Genomic DNA, 17,432 nt, shown 5'->3' on the forward strand with positions numbered 1-17,432 from the left:
TACCGTAACAATCGGGCTATTGTCGTTTCTATACTTGGCATAGCCCATTCTAATTTTTATTACCAGGTGCAGCTTGCCAGATCAGATAAGGGTAATTTGGTAACGTATTTTCCTTTCATTAAAGTAAGCTCCGTGTTAGTGTGATTCCGATGAATTAAGATGGCATGTGACAATCTCTTTACGTTCTATGATTTCGGAAGAGGTGATAACCAACTACATGACATACACCAAACTTTGTTCATTTGAGAATTATCAGTTGGTTTCAAAAGCTAGTCTGACCCTAAATCGACTGGCTTTTATTTTTTTCTGGTATCAGAAAAGTTCTTGCTTCCCTAGCTTCACACCCAAAAACTCAAGCCTTTAGGTATGGTGTATTCATTAAAAAAAAGAGTTAAATTGCTATTTTATAATTTCAATTTTTACCTTAATCTCTGTTACATACATGGTGCTTGGGTTTGATGCTGCCCTAGATCACCGAATCTTCTCTAATCCAGTTGATTCAAGGACTTTGAGTAAGCATCAATAAAAAAGGCTATCTAAACAGATAGCCTTTATTCATTCCAGATCACTAGATTGACTAGCTTTTTAGCAGTTTCTTTGTAAAGAAGGTACGGTATGACACCAGTAGATCAGTCGATTGAGAACGACCAAATACATGCCAGAACTCTGCCGGGCTGCCAACAAACGAACCAAGACCTTGACAATTTAATTAGAATAATGCTTTAAGCACAAATAAAAGAAAAACTGCGCACACAATGATTAGAATTGGTTTTGCTTTAAATTCTTTTATAGTATCACCGGCAAACTTTTTTGCATTTCGAGCTGCACGGTTTTCATTTTCGTCATATCGAGCCATTTTAATATCCTAATTTCTTATTGAATTGCAAACCCATTTTTTCTTAAAGCTGATACTACACATTGGTAATCGGTTTCAGAATGAATGTGGTTTTTGATCTCTGAAAGATAATCAATTTTAATTACTGAATACTCATATTTACTCGCAGAGTAATCAATAACTTTAATTAACTGTATCACATAATTTGCGTGTCTGCTTGTACTAATTGTTTCTTGAATAACCTGATAATAACGAGGGGCAATAACTTTGGGATTAAACTCACCAATACAGGTAAATGCAATCGGCTTACCAATTAGTTTAAGGTCGGTATTATTTGACCTAATTAAATAGATATGTGACAGTTTCGTGATGATGTTATAAGCGAATGGAAATCCCATTGCTATAAATGTCAACGCACCTGAAATAAATGCAATTACATAGTTTGTTGTAGACGACCATTCAGCGATTGCAAAGACAGCAAGTGTAAATTGAATACCAGACAGAATGAATGTAATAAATAAAAATTTAGCCAAGTACAGGTTAAATTCCAATGTATTCACAATCGTTAATTGGTGCTGCTGTTCCAGGAACTTGAGGTTGTAATTCTTAATGTCGATCTGCTCTTCAAACAGGCGTTGAGTAAGCTGTTTGGTATGCTTTTTATATAGGTGGTAGCAGAGCGTGTAAAACAGCAGACTTGCAAGCAATAGGCCCCAGATCACCATATCTAAGGTATGGTAGACCTCACCCGCATATTGAAGAAATAGGTACGCTACAACCGTGCCGATCAGCAGCATGATATTTATAATTTTTGCTACCTTCCAGATCACAGTAAATTTGTGAGTGAATTTATCAACAAATTTCACAAAGGATTGTTGTGCTGTATCATCGAAAGCCAAATTGGGTACTGCCTTTATCTATTATTCAGAAACGACTAAGGGTAGCCAAAGCTACCCATCTTTTTATTTGCTTTAGATCATCAGCAGTGATGCAAAATTAGCTGAATCACTCATTTCTGCCTGAACAAAGCAGTAGCTTACGTCAGCAAGCATTTTGCTTGTATCTTGCTCAGTAATATTTTCTTGATTCACATAATTGGTTAAACGGATAACAGCTTCAATCGTTGATACAACTTGATTCAGATTGCGAGCAATAAAATCAAACTTTTGGCGGTAGATATCAAGCATTAACTCTTCTTCTGAAATCTCAAAATCAAGCTGAGTGTAAGCAATCAAACCACGACCAACGAGAGGGGTCACTTTATCTTGTACAGCCATTGCATACATATACAGGCAGTCAAGAATAGTAGACAGGTTTTGCATAGCTACAGGAGCAAATTTAGAAGTGTTCAGTGTAGTATGCGCAGGGATTTTAAAATCTTGGATTGCGTTGTTGTGCAGTTCAAGAACACGCTCTACAGAAGAACGTACAGCTCGTTTTTCGCTTTCAGCTTTAAACTGCTCCTGGATATCATCCAACTGTTCAAAGTGGCTCAGAATCGCAATAGATGGCTTTTTAACGAAGTGAGCGTGAGATTCTGTAGCAATGACTTTTGGTAATTCTGCTGTCAATTTGGAAAGCTGCTTTAGCTTGTCGAACATTACAGTTAAGTCAGAAGATTTTTCGTTTAAATTGCACTTTAAAACGTACAGGTGGCATGCAGATAGACCGAATTGAATAGCTTTTAACGCTTCTACTTTATATTCAAAAAACGGTGTCGTTGCATCTAGTGAATACGTGTTTTTTTGAGCATCGAAATTGAACATTTTGTTTATCCTTTTTAGGTAAATCGGTCTAACAGAGCCGATGTATAAACGATATATATTTTTTAATCTAATTTCAAGCTATTCAAACCAATTTTCAGGGCGAAAAATTAATACATATTTTAATTTCTTTTAATATGAGTTTTACCGGGAAAATATAGCCAAATGCGGTTTTTAGGCTGTCTGTATATACAAGCAAAAAAGCAAGTTATTATAGAGTTTATATCTTTGATACTTCCATATAATACAATAACTTATAAAGTATCTTGAGTTTGATTTTTTATAATTTTATATTTTTTATCAATAGTCTATCTAGGTATACAGCTTGAAATTTAACGACACATTTTGTCGCATTTATTAATATTTTTTAATGAAAATTTATTATTTAACCTTCATTAGTGCGACAACGCATGTCGCATCTTAAACATAATGATTTTAATTGACCTATGCCATTTTTGTGTGATGTTTTATAAAAAAAATATACTCTATTTTGAGTGTATTTTTTTCATTGAAATAACCTATATTAGAACAGCATTCGATAGATCGTGCGAGCTGCACCCAAAACAATAAAGTGAACAGAGTAAAAGTAATAACCCCATTTTGTAATTGGTGGAACATTCATTTTAATTTTGGCGTTGATGATGGCGAAAGGCAGGAGTGCACCAATAATGCCTGTAATTACTGGAACCAGGGTAATTAACAGAGAAGTCAGGCTATTTAAAAAAGCTCCTTCTTGTAGGTCCAGATTCATTATTCCCGCACAGATCACGACAGCAATATAGTGACGTAATTTCTGTTCTTTTAGCGCGAAGTACATTGCCAGTGGTAAAAACACCCCACCTATGCCGTATTGGATTTTAAAATAATCTGTAAATTCCATTCCGACCGTAACCAATACCACCATTAGGCACACAAAACTTGGTTCCAATAATAGATTGCGAGTATTGCGTACAAAGGCATAGAGTAGGACAAAGGAAAAAGCTAGGGTCAGCATAATATTCATACTACTGTATTGCATTTCGCCATAGAAACGATATGGCAGCTCTGAAACTAGAAAGAATATTAGTAGACTGCTGATATAGCGAAAATCACTCTTTTGGGTGTTGTATTGTCCGTCTGTACGAAAGAAATTATACGCCAAGACAAAGCAAAACATAGGAAAGGCAAAGCGTCCTAAGCTGTAGAGAGTAAATTTAACGCTAGTGATTAAATCTAGGAATCGAAGGTGATCAACCACCATAAAGGAGATTGCCAACCACTTAATAAAATCTAACTCTTTAACGCGCACATTAAGTACCTTATTGCTTTCTAATTGGCTCTGACAGATGCCATTTTTGAATTATAACAGTATAAGAATGGAATTACCTATTTCTTAATCTTGGATTAAGGGTGTATCTTTATTAGGTTTTATTACAAGAAAATATACGACATTTTGTGTCTTACCATACTGCAATTAACCTTATAAAAATCTAAAATGTATGTTTTAGAGCGCACAATATTTCGATTAGTTAAACGAAGGAGTGCTCAGAATAAACATAGGACTTTGCTTATATGAATACTGCTGTGACTACTGCTATACAAAACTTAGGGTTAATAAGAATTTATTTATTTGATTCATATTTACCAAATGCGTTTACTGAAATTGAATTAGAGGACGGTAATACAAATCTCACTGGCGAGAATGGAGCCGGTAAAACCTCTACCCTAAATCTCATTCCTATTTTCTACGGCGCACCACCAGTACGTTTGATTGACCGATCAGCGAATAAAAAGAGCTTCGTTAATTATTATTTACCACATCACCGCAGCATGATCGTATATGAGTATCGTTCACCAGTCGGTCCGTGTTGTGTCGTACTTTATCGAATGCCTAACCAAGACACGCATTGTTATCGCTTTATTCAGGGAACTGCGAAACAGACAATCTTTTCCGAAGAAATGATTGCGTTCCATAAGGAGCATAAAAGCTGCAAGGCTTTATTTGAGGAATTGCAAAAAAGCGGTATCTATACCAGTCGTCAGATTGACAATAGCCTAGATTATGTTGGGGTTCTGACCAATGAAAAATCGCGCTTAAATAAATCTCACACGTTACGCGATCTGGCGATTACGTTCTCCCTATGTGGAAAAGGGTATGAAATGAAACACATTCATGCCTTAACTCAGATCACCATGAGTAAACACAATCTACTCGACAACTTTAAAACAATGTTGGTAGATGCGTTTTTAGATCAGGAAGATATTCTGGGAAACCGTCTTAATTCATTAGAAATACAAACCTTGATTTCTAATATCACGACATTACGCCAATTAGAGAGGGAGAATCCACGTATTCTTGAAGGCAGTAATCTCCGTAGTCAATTACTGATGGTGTACTCAAAGCTATTAGGCAATAAGCAGTTTTCTCAGCAACAGATTTCTGACATTCAAAGAAACATCGACCAGATTTCTTACGACCGAAAAAGTTTTGATGCAAAAGCAAATGTGAAGCGTAATGAAATTGATACAAACCTTTCATTAGTGAAGTCTGATTTATTCGATGCCAATAATCGTCTTAATATTTCCCAGAATGAATTATCAACGATTGAAGAACAGGAAATTGGATATAACAAAGCGAATATCCAAGAGAAACGTACTGATTATAAGAACTTGGCACATTACAGGCAGCTTTCTATTGATTCTAAAAATGATCTGGAAGAACTCAATAAAAATAATAGCGAGATCAGTTCCCGCTTTGAGCGATTAAAGAACGAGGAAAATGAAAAGAAAGATCACCGATTAAAACAAATTGATGCTCAAATTGAAGGTATAACAACCAAAATTGATAATTTGCGTGACCAGAAAGACCATCAACTTCAAAACATTACTTACGCTGAAAAAGAGCATCTTGATCAATTTGAACACGCCAAAGAGCTTGAAGGAAATCGGTTGGACGCTCAGATTGATCGTAATCGTACAAAAATTGAGGAAGCTCGCAAACGCACAGCCCAGGAACAAGAACAGATCAATGAATTTGAGTTAGATATCAGCACCCAGAAGCAGAAGATTACGGCGAAGGAAGATGAAATTACTGCATCTGATAAAGAAACTCGCAAGTTGCATAAAGATAAAAATGATTTGGGTTCTGAAATAAATTCTGTTACCCGCAAACTTGCTAGTGCTGAACAAGAAGAAATTGAGCTGCGTAAAATTTTGTTTGAAACAAATACCTTATTGCGGTTTTTTAATGATTACCCAGATATAGCCTGGAAAAATAACATTGCCAAAGTAATTAATCCTCAACTTCTATTAAAAAAAGGTTTAAACCCAAGTTGGTCGTCTGAACATGAGCCAAGTACAGCTACTTTCTATGGATTGGAATTGGATTTATCTAAGTTGGATATACCAATGGAAGCTGAGAGTTCCGACGAGTTAAGTGTACGTCTTAAATCTTGTGAAGCGAAAGTATCCGAGATCAAGGCACAACAATCAGCTTTAAATAAGCAGTATAAAAACGTAGACGATGCAATTCAGAGTAATGAGCGTAAAACGATGCAATTGCGAACTGATCTGCGTCAGCTTAAAGAGCAGCTACTTTCTATTGAAAGCATGTTTAAAAAATATGTGAAACAGGTCGATGATGACATTGAAACACGTATTCAGGAGCATAAAGCACAAGAGTTATCGCTTATTCAACAACGTCAGGTCTTTAAAAATAACATCAATCCTGAACGTCAATTAATTCGTCAGCGTTTTGACGCAGATCGCCAGAATACTTACGCGCAGTACAAACATCAGTTTAATATTCTGAACCAAGAAAAAACTTCCTACCTTCAACAGAAGCAAGCTATAGATACGCGGTTTCAAGAAAAGGTAAATATGCTGATTTCTATGCGTGATAGCGAGTTACAGCAGCGTGGCGTTGATGTTTCGGTTATTAAGGCAGCAGAAAATCGAGCAAAACAGGCTGAAATTCGGTTCCGTGTTGTTGAAGGTTATGCTAAGGCGGTTGCTGAATACGACCATTGGTGTAAGTACGATCTGCGACGTAAAGATAGTTTGGTTAAAGTGATTTCTCTCGCTCAGGAAGAAATATTTAAGTTGAACCAGAGCAAACAAAAACTTAAACATGAATTGGAGGTTTGCAAGAAATATTACTATTCAGAGATCGAAAAGTTTGATGCAGCAGAGAAGGATTTTAAACGACAGATTGACGCTTTAAATAACTTGTGTAAGCGAATAGATAACGCGCTTGACGGCATTCCTGACGTTGAACCGGCTCAGACCCAGGTAAGAATTACATTTGATGTTTTAGTTCGAGACATTGAAGATAACCTGAATAAACAAGATCGTCTGGAAAAAGAGCTTCGTCAGGCACTCAATAAAATCATCTTTATCTTGCAAAAAAATACTGGTTTCGAGCTGTATAGAAGATGGCAAGAGCGCATGGACAGATTAGGGGCAATCAGTGATGCTGCACGTTCTCTGTATAGTATGCAGGAAATTGAAAAATTGGTTTTCCAAGAACTACAGATTCAATCTGAACTGATTGTTAATGACTTTGATTTAGCATTAATTGGTTTGAGAAACTACGCACAAGCCCTGAACAGTTTTAAACGCAAACTCAATTCAATGTCTAAGAGGTTGACGGAGCAGACCAATAAGAACAATCCATTTCCGGCATTGAAGGACATTAAAATTAACCTGTTATCTGTAATGGATAGTGAAACCAATCAAGGTAAGAAATCGGTTTATGACCAGATTGCACAGTACCTTAAAGATTTGGAAGAAACACAGTTTTCTGACTTGGGTACGTCTAAACTACCAACAGAAAAGATTGTAAGTTCTTTTGAAGCTACATTGAATGCAATCAAGAATCTCAACATCAAAACCGATGAACTTTACTCGTTAGTGAAGCTCAATATTCAATATAGAGAAAATGATCGTAGCGTGGACGTTAAAAATGATTCCGACCTAGCTTCTGGTAGCAGTACCGGTTTGTCACGCTTAATTGTCATTATTATCTTTACAGCATTAACCCGGCAGCTTTGCCAAAATCAGAATGTGGTCATTCATATTCCATTGGATGAAATCAGCCAATTCGATTCCCAGAACACGACCCGATTATTCGAGTTAATGGAGTTCTTCAACATTAATTTATTGTGCGCACAGCCGAATTTATCAATCGAACTCAGCAAACGCTTCAAGCATAAGCATGACATAGATCGTAATTTTGGTATCCGTAAGTTCCAGGTAACGCAAAACCATAAGCCGAACCCATTATTAGATTAAGGATTGAATTATGACTATTAGCATTGATCAAACTGAACTGGGCTTATTTAACGGAATCGTAAACCACTTAATTACTGGCAATACGATTGACAGCTTTACAAACAAAGCAATGGCAGAAGCCTTGAACAACCCTCTAGCCCTGGAAGAACTTAACCAGTATCTAGCTTTTATGGGGAAAAAGTGTGTCAGGACTTCGGATGGCTATTGTTTTTATGCTGTTCATTTGGATGCGCGTACTCACAAAGACCGTAAAGCCCAAGTCGAAAAACAGTTTGCTGAAAACTATAATCGGGTAATGCCAATCGTTGAATGGCTGCGTCTGATCAGAAACACGCATTCTGGTAATCGCGTAATGGTGTGTGGTGACGAGATTTCTTTCTCTAAGCTGCTTTATGAAACGGAAAACTCCACATTAATTCAGAAGCAGTTAAAAGACCTCATGTTTAAAATCGGGAAGAGCAGTACCGACCTAAAAGACATGCTTAATGACGTTCTTAAATATCTGGTCGCCCAAGAATATCTGATGCCGACTGGCAACACAGGTTTGAACTATTTGGCTACAGGAAAATGGTCAGTTTTCTATGAAGAAGCCGAATATATGTTGGAACATAACAACATCAATTATGAAGAAAATCCTGAACCAGAACAGGTATCTTTCCTATGAGCGAATTTGAAGTAGAACATCCGGCGGCGCGAGCATGCCGGACACTAAATAATCATGTCGCCCTGATTGGTAATGCGATTGTCTACAACAATGCGCTCATTCAGGTAACAGAGAAGAATGACAAAGTTATTGCGTCCTTATACAAGGATGAATTAGGTAATTATGATCAGGAAGAACGTGGTTTTAATATCTCCAAGCACGTTATTGATTTCGTCTCTTTTTATGAGAAGAAGAATCGGCGTATCACGGACAACTCAAAACAAATTTTGAGTTTGGTTGCGACAATCAGAGATACCATTGCTGATTTTGAATCTGCCAAAATTAAAAATTCTGACGATGCTATTCTCCTAAAAGAAGAAATCGCAGATCGGATTGTGAATCTGGCAAATGAAATCTTTGCGAGCTGCTTTAATTTCTCTTCTATAGCCCTAGAATACGTCAGCATGTTCCATAATAAGGACATGCTAATCAGTAGGCTTGAAAAGAGTGTAGTTATCTTGAACGCTTTGACCCAAACCTTAAAGATTCTGGATTTCAATTCGCTGAATGAGCTTGGCGCATCAGATATTGAACTTGAAAAAATTGTTAGCCAAAAACTGATACCGGTGGTCAAAGTCTGTAACTATGACTTGAAAAACAGTGCGCTCAAGCTTCATACCAAACTCAATGAGTGTAGACAAGACAAGCTCATGCAAAAGCGCAGCAATATCGTTGATGCACTATATCGCATGTTCCAGAGCAAACAAGAGCTGAATGTGGTGATTGACCATTCTACTGCTCCTGGTGTGTTCTACCGTGTCGAGAAAACTGAACTTGTTGCCAGAGCCAACCTTTTAGATATGAAAGAAGAGGTGGTGCTCAGTGAGTTAAGCAATAAGATTGCAAGTAAAGCTGATAAGCCTGTAGAGAAAAAGGATGCTGTTGATCTGCCAGAAGTAACCGAAGGTGTAGAAGTGGTAATGGCAGAGCCTACCAAGTTAGAAATTGCTTTGGATAATTTCTTTGATGCTTTAATGCGAAATGAATCCAAACACCCTCAACTCAGTGCAGTTCAGACCTATACGGTGCTTGACCCTGGTTGCGATATTGACTATTGGTTGGTGAGTGTCACAAACTATTATCGCAATCAATTTAAAAAGAAATTGCACATCGAGTTTGCCGAGGAACAGGACCCAATATTCACAGGGAATAGCCAGGTCACGGACGTAATTATTTCACGCATCCAAAGCCCTGAAATGGTCGCTTGATAGGGGTGGTATATGGATTTGAACAACCGTGAACTCAAAGTGATTCAAACCACTTTACAGCTCAAAAGAAACTTGAACCCATTGAATAAAACCTGGGGAAAACTGCATAAGGAACACCAGTTAGGAATTATCAATGGGAATGAAATTCTGTTTACCAATGATGAACTGGATTTCATCAAGACCATTTATAAAAAGTTTGTAAAAGTGGAGCCGGAAGTACGCTACAGCCTGGATAAAGACAGACTAGATACGGCGGATTTAGTAAAAAATGAAAAGGCAAGTGAGGTCGGGGTATTTGCAGATCAGCTTGTTTTTTCTTCTGTGAAAGCCTATTTACCCTTAAAACAAAACGATGCTTTTATTGGTTACAGGGGTTTTGTTGCCACTGTAAACCATGCTGAAATTCAGGCATCCAAGATCAAAAAATTGGTCATTCTGGAAAATGGAACTATGCTCACCAGATTACATGACTGGATAGAGCAACTGCCGGTGCAATGGCTCGACAGCCTATTCTTGTATCGAGGGCATGGGAATAATAACAGGCATGTAATGAATCTGCTTGCTGTTCTGCCAGAGGATGCGGAAGTGGCTTACTACGGCGATTTAGACCCGATAGGGTTAAATATTGCTGCGGGGTTTTATAAACTGCGGAGCCTTTCAGTTTTAGTGCCTGAATGTTGGTCCATGCTGACAAGAAATCACATCGACAATAGAGATTCTGTATTTTTCTACCAGGTGCAAAAAAGCCAGGACTTAGATTTAGATGACGATTTACCTTCAACTTTAAAAGAAATTTATAGGCATGTTTACCAGAATCAGCTTGCCGTGATGCAAGAGAACGTGAATCGGTTAGGGAAATTGATAGCCATTACTTAACTGGAACCATAAAAAAACCGCATATCTATGTATGCGGTTTTCACAGTTGTAAACTAACTTAATTTCGTTTTAATTTTGGCAAAGCTAAAAACATATTTAGGCAAATTGCAGCTAGAACACCAGTTAGATAAAAAGCTAGGCATAGTATAGAGATGTGCAAATACGCCTTAATATTAAGCTCAGTTGTTGATTCAGAGAAAAATATACTTTCAAATAAATATACTGTGACCACAAGTAGAATAATTCTAACAGCATAAGGCTTTAACCTATGTATGTAGCCCTCACTATTCAAATTAAAATCTTTGAAATTATTTTTATGAATAGCAATACGTTGACGATCCGACCACGCAGAAGTCCAATCTAACTTTCTAAAAAAACTAAATTTCACAATCAATGGGAAAAATAAAATGCAGAAAGTTAAAGTGGCAGCACCACAAGCGAGTAATAATTCAACATTTGGAACGGTTGACTTATGTAATACAGGTTGAAATGCTAAGACACCTCCTGCCAGCAATGCTATTGCTAAAAGTTGATGGGTATTTATTTTCATCGTTCACCTTGTTTACAACAATATTGTTAAAGTTTAGAAATTTAATGTCATTAATGCTAAACCTTATCAGGTTAAGCGGGTATTAGCTGCACTTGATAAACTTAAAACATTGTGAGGTGTCAAATGGATAGCAAAAAATATACTTATCGTGTTACATGGTCAGCAGAAGATAATGAGTATGTCGGTCTATGTGCCGAATTTCCGTCACTGTCTTGGCTTGATGCAGAGCAATCTAAAGCATTCTCAGGGATTGTTGATCTTGTTGGTGAGGTTGTAGCTGATATGATCAGCAATAATGAAAAATTACCTATACCGCTTTCAGCAAAAAAAGTATAGTGGACAGTTTGCTGTTCGTGTTCCATCAAAGGTTCATCAAAAACTAGCACTTGAAGCTGCGGAGCGTGGTGTGAGTATGAGTCGTTTGGTGTCAGCAAAATTGGCTATGTAATTTTATATCTTGATGGTTTACTTGGAATGAAAATAAATAAAGCCATTCACAGACAGGTTTTTTATGCCTAAATCGAATATATCAGCGTTTTAGGTCCAGTAATCTCGAAACTTTTGACTAGACCAGTTCCCACTTTCAAGTGCTTTATTAAAGTTGTGATTACCTCTAAATTGGGCCAAGTAGAAAGCTATATGAGGATAGTCAGATGAGTCCATAGTCACCATACAAGCTTCTAGTGGGAACCACATCAAAATATCAGCAATAGTAAATTGGTCAGCACACATCCATGTATTAGTCTTTAAGTGTTCATCTACACGTTTAAGCTGCTGTGTAATAGTTTTATTAAGATACATCTTATTAAATGAATATTTGAATAGCCAGGGAACAGGTTTAAAGGGCAGAGGGGTATTCACTACAATTTGTTTAAATACTTGTTTTAAGACAAGGCTCTGCATCAAGCTTGCATCCGCGTAATTTTTCCAGAAGAAGTAATTAGCCAAGTCTATCTCTGTAGCCGATACAGGAATAAGGGATTGCAATTTATTAGATAAAAACTCACAGATCGCACTACTTTCAGTTAGATATATACTACTATCTTCATCTATTATGTGAACAGTTGGGAACTTTAAGGGTAGAACATGATTGGGTAAATCGTATGTGCCTGTATTAGCACTATCAATAACTTGGTAATCATAACCAAGCTCTTCCAGAAGCCATAAAATACGTTGTGATCTTGAATTTTTTAGATGGTACAAAGTTATTTTCATCTAGGATTCAACTTTAAAATTTAATTATATTTTATCAATATTTTCTAATTACTAGAGTTATTCGGTAAGAAAATCCTATGAAAAATAAACTTTTTAAGATGATTGTTGTTGTTATGAGTATTATACCCTTATCTGGTTGCTCTAATGATAACCCATCTAAAGATGATGTTTTGATAAAAGAGCTTTCCCCTCAATTTATTTTAAAAACTCAATTAAGTTCAAATAGGAATTTAATTGAGAGTCGTGAAGGAACACTTAATAGACCTCTTTCATAAATCATTTTTTACTCAGTTCCAAATTATAGATTCCCGCAATTAAATTGAATCTTAATCCTAGTCTTTTGCCTCGATTGCGGTATCCTCTCGATTGCGGTATCCTTCGGCAAGGATCTTGAAAGTTTTCAAACTGCCAAATACATGCTCAATCCCAAAAAATTGCATGGTATTTTGGATTTGTGCCCAAATTTCATATGTACATCAAATGAGGACACACCCTAGTATTTTCCGAATTAAATTGTAAATAATTATTAATAGAATAAATAAATAAAATTATATATATCAGCAATTTAATTTTGATTAAAAATAAAATATTTATCTTTTAAGGACTTATTATCGACTTTGGTCGTAATTTTTTTTTAATACTTTTGTTAATCTATTGTATATCTAGTTACTTTTTAATAAAGTTAAACACTTAAATATAACGAAGGGTAAAAATATGAAAAAAAGACTTTTATTGTCAATCTTGGCTGCCTTTATGACTTGTGGTGTTTTTTCAAGCATAACTTCCGCAGGTTGGGGAGATTACGGTAGCTCAGAAGGCCCTCCAAAATGGGGACCATGGTATTTATATCAGGCTAATCACTATCAATATACTATTGAGTGTGTATATAAACGCAAAGAAATTAAAGAAAGCGGTAGTGGTTCTATCAGGACTGAAACTGAGCGTGTGCAAATCCCACGTTATCCATATGGCCGTTGTGCGGACACGATTACCTTTTAATTCTTTACTAGAGAGTTTCTATTCATAGAAACTCTCTATTTATAATAACTTTTCTAATTATTTTATGATGATAAGTAATATTATTTAGGTTCTAGTAATGCATTATTATTTTAAATTGTTTTTAACTATATTTAGCTTATCTATTTTGTCTGCATGTGGAAGTGGAAGTGACTGGAATATGAACTCCTCTTTTTCAGAAAAAATAACAATAAATGGTCAAACTTATATTTGTAAAAGTCAAAAAGATTATAATGCTTGTTCAAATAATAGTGATTGTTCAGCATGTACTTTAGAAAATCCTTCTCAAGAACCTATAATAAATACTTTGTGTCTAACTCCTGATAATGGCAAAACTTATCTTATTTCAGACATTGGTTGCCTCGTTCCTCTTTCTAATGTCCTAGTTGGTGCATGTACCTCAGCAAGTTTAAAATTATTAACAGGGAAAGGTTGGTCGCGTTCCCAAGTAATTGATTCAGGGAATAGTTTTTCACATGCTGGTTTAACTTTGAACGGTACTTTGATTAAATGCCATTAAGGTACAATTAATTTATGTTTAGATATAAAGATGCGAGTATTGCCATTATTTTTCTAATATTAGGGTATACAATTGCCTTAAGTACTTCTGGGGAAAATAGCAGTCAAGAAATAAATCAAAAAAAATCTTCTTTAAATAATCAATGGATTAGTGATGATTCTGCTCTAATAAATTTTCAATTTTCTCAAGTAATAGATCAGCAAAAAGGTTACATACTACCGACAACTACAACAGCAAACGTTAGACAGGTTATTCAGAAAATGCCAGAAGAAGAGGTTGAAAAATATCTAAAAAGAGCTTTTCCAAAAGTAGATATCACTAATATTGAAGATAAGAAAAAACTCTCAGAGAGATTATTAGAGGAACTATCAAATAATGATATTAAGTCTTTAACTAAATTAAATGGGCAATTAACAATATCAACAACCTCTAAATATCCTATACAAAACAAAGATGTAGAAAAAATTTATAAAAATCAACAAATTTTTGCTCACTATGATTTAAAAGGAAGGTTTGATAGAAGTGATCAAGTTTTTGTAAAGTGGACTAATCAGAATACAGGAGAAATTCTTTTGTTTACTCCGCAAAATGTAAATAAAGATGCTGAACAAAATTGGGTTAGTTATTCACCTACAGAAGGATGGCAACCTGGAATTTATAATATTGAATACTTTCAATTCAATAGTGATCTGACACCTATCGCAAAAACTAGTTATACAATCAATCAAATTTTAGATTGATTGTATTATAAAAGACTGGAAAAGTATTAAGGTTCTAGCTTCTTATCCCAAGATATAGCTTTGATTGTATTTTTTTCAACAGTAATAGTGTAGTAAATATTGTTCACTAAATAATAAAACTCGGTAACTGTGTATCTTAATGAATTTTTCTCAACTTCATAGCTTCGTGTAGATAAAGGGGCATCCTGAAATTTATTAATCATACTAATGTATGTATCACCAACTGCCACGATTTGTCCTGAATTTGTTCTAACGGCATTTGTTGACGTACTAGCTGTTACAACTTGGGCAGAAAAAAATAAGAAAAAGAAAATAGCTACTTTTGTTAATTTCATAGTATTCATATGTAAAAAAATTGTTAGTACTATGATAGTTTTTTCTCTTATAGAAATCTTCTATTTTAATGTAAAATTTTAGGCACTGATGAAAATAGTCTGACATGATAAGCTAAATATCCTATTTATTTCGAGATATAGCAGATGAATCCCTTTCACGATCGGCACTTTCAAGGTGAAATCATTCTTTGGGCTGTTCGTTGGTATTGTAAATATGGCATCTGCTATCGTGAACTTCATGAAATGCTCGCTGTGCGAGGCATCAATTTCGTTGTTAACAAAGGACGGCTAAAGGTGTGCTAGAGGACACGGGCTTCAAGGTGGACATAAAAATTTAGAAATTAATTTGATTCAATTATAGTCGGCCTAATGGATGAATGACCTTGTAGAGTCATGGGTAAAAAAAGATGATTCTAGAATGAATCATCTTTATATTTTTTGTTAAAGATAAAAAAAATTAAAAGTTAAAAATTTTTTTTTAATGTTACAATATTTATTAGTTTTATGTCTACCTTTTAGTACTATAAAAAAGGTATAGAATCTTAAGATTCTAATATTAATATAGATAAATAATGATTTAAGATTTATAAGGAGAGGAAAGATGATTAGTCAAAATCATGAACTAATTAATATCAGGAAAGCATTTATAGAAATATTAGTTAATCTTTGGAAAATATCTAAAATTTATATAGTTATTATTGTATTTAGTATTGTTGCATCATCAATGTTATTGGTGTTAGGACCTTATATATTCTCAAATATAATTGATAGTTACAATGGCAGTGAAGAAAGTTTAATTGTTAAGAATATATTTATAGGATTCTTATTGTATTCGATACTAATTGGTCTATCTTTAATATTTAAAAATACAATCAATTATTTGTCTATAGTAATATCACAAAATGTTAATTATATAGCGGCAACAAGTTTTTTTAAAAATATTATAAAAAAGAGATCTATATTTTTTATAAAACATAATCCTACTGAAATTCAAGCTATACAAAATCAAGGATCTCAAGCAGTAGATATTTTAGTTCAACTAATGCTTATGATGATAATTCCAGGTATTGTACAAATAGTTTTTTCAACTGCGCTTCTTGGTTCTAAAATAGATAGTATTATTGTATTAACTGTAAGTATTTATGGGCTTTTCTTTATAACATTTTCATATTATTCGAATAAATGGACAAGTAAGTATTTGAATAATGCTGTTCAGGAAGGACAAAAGAATGCACAGTTAGTAGGTAATTCAATTGCAATGATTGAAGTATTGCAACTATTTAATTCAACAAAATGGATCAATAATAAGTTTGAATCAAGATCAAAATTAATATTAGACAACTGGAAACACTTTGCATTAAATCGAGTAAAATATACTTTATTATTTGGATTAGCCCTTACACTACAATTTATAATTACTTTTTATATTTTAATACCTAAACTAGATAATGGGGAAATTTCAATCGGTGATATAGTGTTATTTAATACATTATTACTTCAATTAAATTACCCGTTTGAAATGATTGGAATCAGCATTGAAAGAATAATTCAATCATACAATGAGTTTAAACCATTCTCTAAAATGTGGAATGAGGATAATAAAGTTTCAAAGGAAAATGTAGTTAAGAACTCAAATTCAAGTGAGTTAGATATAAATAATCCTGATTTAAATAAACTCGAGTTTAAAAACGTTTCTTATAAGTATGGTAATGGCAGAGGAATAAGCAACTTATCTTTTTCCACTCAAAAAGGTTCAATAACCTTTTTGAGTGGAAAAAGTGGTAGCGGCAAATCAACTATATTTAAACTTGTATTGAAACAAATATCTCCGCAAAGCGGTAATATATTTATTAATAATATTAATTTAAATACTATTAAAGATGAATTTTGGTATTCAAATATAGGAGTGGTACCTCAAGAGATTATGCTATTGAATGACTCAATAGAAGCTAATATTGTTTTAGGTAGAGAATATGATTATGAAAAGCTAGTTATTGCTGCCAAAAAAGCTTCTATATTTAATAAAATAAATGAACTACCTGAAAAATTTAAAACAAATATAGGTGAAAGAGGTCTAACACTTTCTGGTGGTGAACGACAAAGAATATCAATTGCAAGAGCTTTATATGAATCACCTCTATTTCTTTTATTAGATGAAGCAAGTTCCAGTCTAGATGAGGATACAGAAGCAGATATAATGGATAATCTAAGAAAAATTAGCAATGAAACAAATATTATAGCAATTACACATAATTTAAATCTTATAAACAGCCAAGATAATGTAGTAAAGTTAAATTAACGTGTAATAATTTTTTACATTATTTAGTGTTGAAAATCAATAAGCTGCGATTACTGGTAATATTCACTTGATCTTTATTTTTCCTGATGGTATAAAAAAT

General features: G+C 34.4%; 18 protein-coding genes and 1 pseudogene. 12 read left to right on the forward strand and 7 right to left on the reverse strand.

The window, feature by feature from the left end:
- Nucleotides 1-709 precede the first annotated feature (709 nt).
- The 4 genes from E5Y90_RS15545 to E5Y90_RS15560 all read right to left on the reverse strand — a co-directional run bounded on the left by E5Y90_RS15545 (nt 710) and on the right by E5Y90_RS15560 (nt 3,886).
- Nucleotides 710-856, reverse strand: coding sequence for a hypothetical protein (locus E5Y90_RS15545; RefSeq protein WP_163146397.1), 147 nt, complete (start codon nt 854-856; stop codon nt 710-712).
- A gap of 17 nt (nt 857-873) precedes the next feature.
- Nucleotides 874-1,734 carry a hypothetical protein gene (locus E5Y90_RS15550; RefSeq protein ID WP_163146398.1) on the reverse strand — a complete coding sequence of 287 codons (861 nt, stop codon included), beginning with the start codon at nt 1,732-1,734 and terminating at the stop codon, nt 874-876.
- A 72-nt stretch (nt 1,735-1,806) separates the two neighbouring features.
- Nucleotides 1,807-2,601, reverse strand: coding sequence for a hypothetical protein (locus E5Y90_RS15555; protein WP_163146399.1), 795 nt, complete (start codon nt 2,599-2,601; stop codon nt 1,807-1,809).
- A 520-nt stretch (nt 2,602-3,121) separates the two neighbouring features.
- Nucleotides 3,122-3,886, reverse strand: coding sequence for a TraX family protein (locus E5Y90_RS15560; RefSeq protein ID WP_163146400.1), 765 nt, complete (start codon nt 3,884-3,886; stop codon nt 3,122-3,124).
- 263 nt (nt 3,887-4,149) lie between these two features.
- Between E5Y90_RS15560 and E5Y90_RS15565 the strand changes: the two genes are divergently transcribed.
- From E5Y90_RS15565 to E5Y90_RS15580, 4 genes are read left to right on the forward strand one after another with little or no spacing between them, the layout of a single operon-like run.
- The gene (locus E5Y90_RS15565) at nt 4,150-7,869 is read left to right on the forward strand and encodes an ATP-binding protein (RefSeq protein WP_163146401.1); all 3,720 of its coding nucleotides are present in this window, start codon (nt 4,150-4,152) and stop codon (nt 7,867-7,869) included.
- A 10-nt stretch (nt 7,870-7,879) separates the two neighbouring features.
- Nucleotides 7,880-8,533, forward strand: coding sequence for a hypothetical protein (locus E5Y90_RS15570; protein WP_163146402.1), 654 nt, complete (start codon nt 7,880-7,882; stop codon nt 8,531-8,533).
- Nucleotides 8,530-9,780 (forward strand): hypothetical protein, encoded by a 1,251-nt coding sequence (locus tag E5Y90_RS15575; protein WP_163146403.1) that lies wholly within the window; start codon nt 8,530-8,532, stop codon nt 9,778-9,780. The genes E5Y90_RS15570 and E5Y90_RS15575 overlap by 4 nt, the downstream gene beginning before the upstream one ends.
- Nucleotides 9,781-9,792: 12 nt before the next feature.
- Nucleotides 9,793-10,656: a DUF7281 domain-containing protein gene (locus tag E5Y90_RS15580; protein WP_163146404.1), complete on the forward strand. Its 864-nt coding sequence runs from the start codon at nt 9,793-9,795 to the stop codon at nt 10,654-10,656.
- A 58-nt stretch (nt 10,657-10,714) separates the two neighbouring features.
- Here the strand turns inward: E5Y90_RS15580 and E5Y90_RS15585 are convergent, their stop codons facing one another.
- The gene (locus E5Y90_RS15585) at nt 10,715-11,206 is read right to left on the reverse strand and encodes a hypothetical protein (protein ID WP_163146405.1); all 492 of its coding nucleotides are present in this window, start codon (nt 11,204-11,206) and stop codon (nt 10,715-10,717) included.
- 123 nt (nt 11,207-11,329) lie between these two features.
- Between E5Y90_RS15585 and E5Y90_RS17535 the strand changes: the two genes are divergently transcribed.
- Nucleotides 11,330-11,542 (forward strand): antitoxin HicB, encoded by a 213-nt coding sequence (locus tag E5Y90_RS17535; protein WP_257234941.1) that lies wholly within the window; start codon nt 11,330-11,332, stop codon nt 11,540-11,542.
- Complete coding sequence (locus tag E5Y90_RS17540) at nt 11,502-11,654, forward strand: toxin-antitoxin system HicB family antitoxin (RefSeq protein WP_228722423.1); 153 nt, start codon at nt 11,502-11,504, stop codon at nt 11,652-11,654. Before E5Y90_RS17535 ends, E5Y90_RS17540 begins: the two co-directional genes overlap by 41 nt.
- Before the next feature lie 89 nt (nt 11,655-11,743).
- Here the strand turns inward: E5Y90_RS17540 and E5Y90_RS15595 are convergent, their stop codons facing one another.
- Nucleotides 11,744-12,421, reverse strand: coding sequence for a glutathione binding-like protein (locus E5Y90_RS15595; protein ID WP_163146406.1), 678 nt, complete (start codon nt 12,419-12,421; stop codon nt 11,744-11,746).
- Between the two features lie 77 nt (nt 12,422-12,498).
- Here E5Y90_RS15595 and E5Y90_RS15600 point away from each other — a divergent pair, with 77 nt between their 5' ends.
- From E5Y90_RS15600 to E5Y90_RS15615, 4 genes are all read left to right on the forward strand, one after another.
- Entirely contained in the window at nt 12,499-12,696 is a 198-nt protein-coding gene (locus E5Y90_RS15600; protein ID WP_163146407.1) for a hypothetical protein, read from the forward strand.
- A 439-nt stretch (nt 12,697-13,135) separates the two neighbouring features.
- Nucleotides 13,136-13,420, forward strand: a complete 285-nt coding sequence (locus E5Y90_RS15605) for a hypothetical protein (RefSeq protein ID WP_163146408.1) — start codon at nt 13,136-13,138, stop codon at nt 13,418-13,420.
- A gap of 97 nt (nt 13,421-13,517) precedes the next feature.
- Nucleotides 13,518-13,958: a hypothetical protein gene (locus E5Y90_RS15610; RefSeq protein ID WP_163146409.1), complete on the forward strand. Its 441-nt coding sequence runs from the start codon at nt 13,518-13,520 to the stop codon at nt 13,956-13,958.
- A 14-nt stretch (nt 13,959-13,972) separates the two neighbouring features.
- A complete protein-coding gene (locus E5Y90_RS15615) occupies nt 13,973-14,698 on the forward strand; it encodes a hypothetical protein (RefSeq protein WP_163146410.1) in 726 nt (241 codons plus the stop codon).
- Between the two features lie 26 nt (nt 14,699-14,724).
- Here E5Y90_RS15615 and E5Y90_RS15620 read toward each other — a convergent pair whose 3' ends face one another.
- A complete protein-coding gene (locus E5Y90_RS15620) occupies nt 14,725-15,033 on the reverse strand; it encodes a hypothetical protein (protein ID WP_163146411.1) in 309 nt (102 codons plus the stop codon).
- 144 nt (nt 15,034-15,177) lie between these two features.
- On the opposite strand from E5Y90_RS15620, the pseudogene E5Y90_RS15625 reads away from it, so the two are divergent.
- Together E5Y90_RS15625 and E5Y90_RS15630 are read left to right on the forward strand one after the other, a co-directional pair.
- Nucleotides 15,178-15,300: pseudogene (locus tag E5Y90_RS15625) on the forward strand (IS6 family transposase); the annotation flags it as partial.
- A 334-nt stretch (nt 15,301-15,634) separates the two neighbouring features.
- The gene (locus tag E5Y90_RS15630) at nt 15,635-17,332 is read left to right on the forward strand and encodes an ATP-binding cassette domain-containing protein (protein WP_174660640.1); all 1,698 of its coding nucleotides are present in this window, start codon (nt 15,635-15,637) and stop codon (nt 17,330-17,332) included.
- Nucleotides 17,333-17,432 lie beyond the last annotated feature (100 nt).

It is taken from the genome of Acinetobacter sp. 10FS3-1, from assembly GCF_013343215.1.
In the GTDB taxonomy this organism is placed as follows: domain Bacteria; phylum Pseudomonadota; class Gammaproteobacteria; order Pseudomonadales; family Moraxellaceae; genus Acinetobacter; species Acinetobacter lwoffii_C.

Coding starts and splice junctions, on each gene's coding strand:
- E5Y90_RS15545 (WP_163146397.1), bottom strand. CDS start 856: ATGGCTCGATATGACGAAAATGAAAACCGTGCAGCTCGAAATGCAAAA.
- E5Y90_RS15555 (WP_163146399.1), bottom strand. CDS start 2,601: ATGTTCAATTTCGATGCTCAAAAAAACACGTATTCACTAGATGCAACG.
- E5Y90_RS15565 (WP_163146401.1), top strand. CDS start 4,150: ATGAATACTGCTGTGACTACTGCTATACAAAACTTAGGGTTAATAAGA.
- E5Y90_RS15570 (WP_163146402.1), top strand. CDS start 7,880: ATGACTATTAGCATTGATCAAACTGAACTGGGCTTATTTAACGGAATC.
- E5Y90_RS15575 (WP_163146403.1), top strand. CDS start 8,530: ATGAGCGAATTTGAAGTAGAACATCCGGCGGCGCGAGCATGCCGGACA.
- E5Y90_RS15580 (WP_163146404.1), top strand. CDS start 9,793: ATGGATTTGAACAACCGTGAACTCAAAGTGATTCAAACCACTTTACAG.
- E5Y90_RS15585 (WP_163146405.1), bottom strand. CDS start 11,206: ATGAAAATAAATACCCATCAACTTTTAGCAATAGCATTGCTGGCAGGA.
- E5Y90_RS17535 (WP_257234941.1), top strand. CDS start 11,330: ATGGATAGCAAAAAATATACTTATCGTGTTACATGGTCAGCAGAAGAT.
- E5Y90_RS17540 (WP_228722423.1), top strand. CDS start 11,502: ATGAAAAATTACCTATACCGCTTTCAGCAAAAAAAGTATAGTGGACAG.
- E5Y90_RS15595 (WP_163146406.1), bottom strand. CDS start 12,421: ATGAAAATAACTTTGTACCATCTAAAAAATTCAAGATCACAACGTATT.
- E5Y90_RS15600 (WP_163146407.1), top strand. CDS start 12,499: ATGAAAAATAAACTTTTTAAGATGATTGTTGTTGTTATGAGTATTATA.
- E5Y90_RS15605 (WP_163146408.1), top strand. CDS start 13,136: ATGAAAAAAAGACTTTTATTGTCAATCTTGGCTGCCTTTATGACTTGT.
- E5Y90_RS15610 (WP_163146409.1), top strand. CDS start 13,518: ATGCATTATTATTTTAAATTGTTTTTAACTATATTTAGCTTATCTATT.
- E5Y90_RS15615 (WP_163146410.1), top strand. CDS start 13,973: ATGTTTAGATATAAAGATGCGAGTATTGCCATTATTTTTCTAATATTA.
- E5Y90_RS15620 (WP_163146411.1), bottom strand. CDS start 15,033: ATGAAATTAACAAAAGTAGCTATTTTCTTTTTCTTATTTTTTTCTGCC.
- E5Y90_RS15630 (WP_174660640.1), top strand. CDS start 15,635: ATGATTAGTCAAAATCATGAACTAATTAATATCAGGAAAGCATTTATA.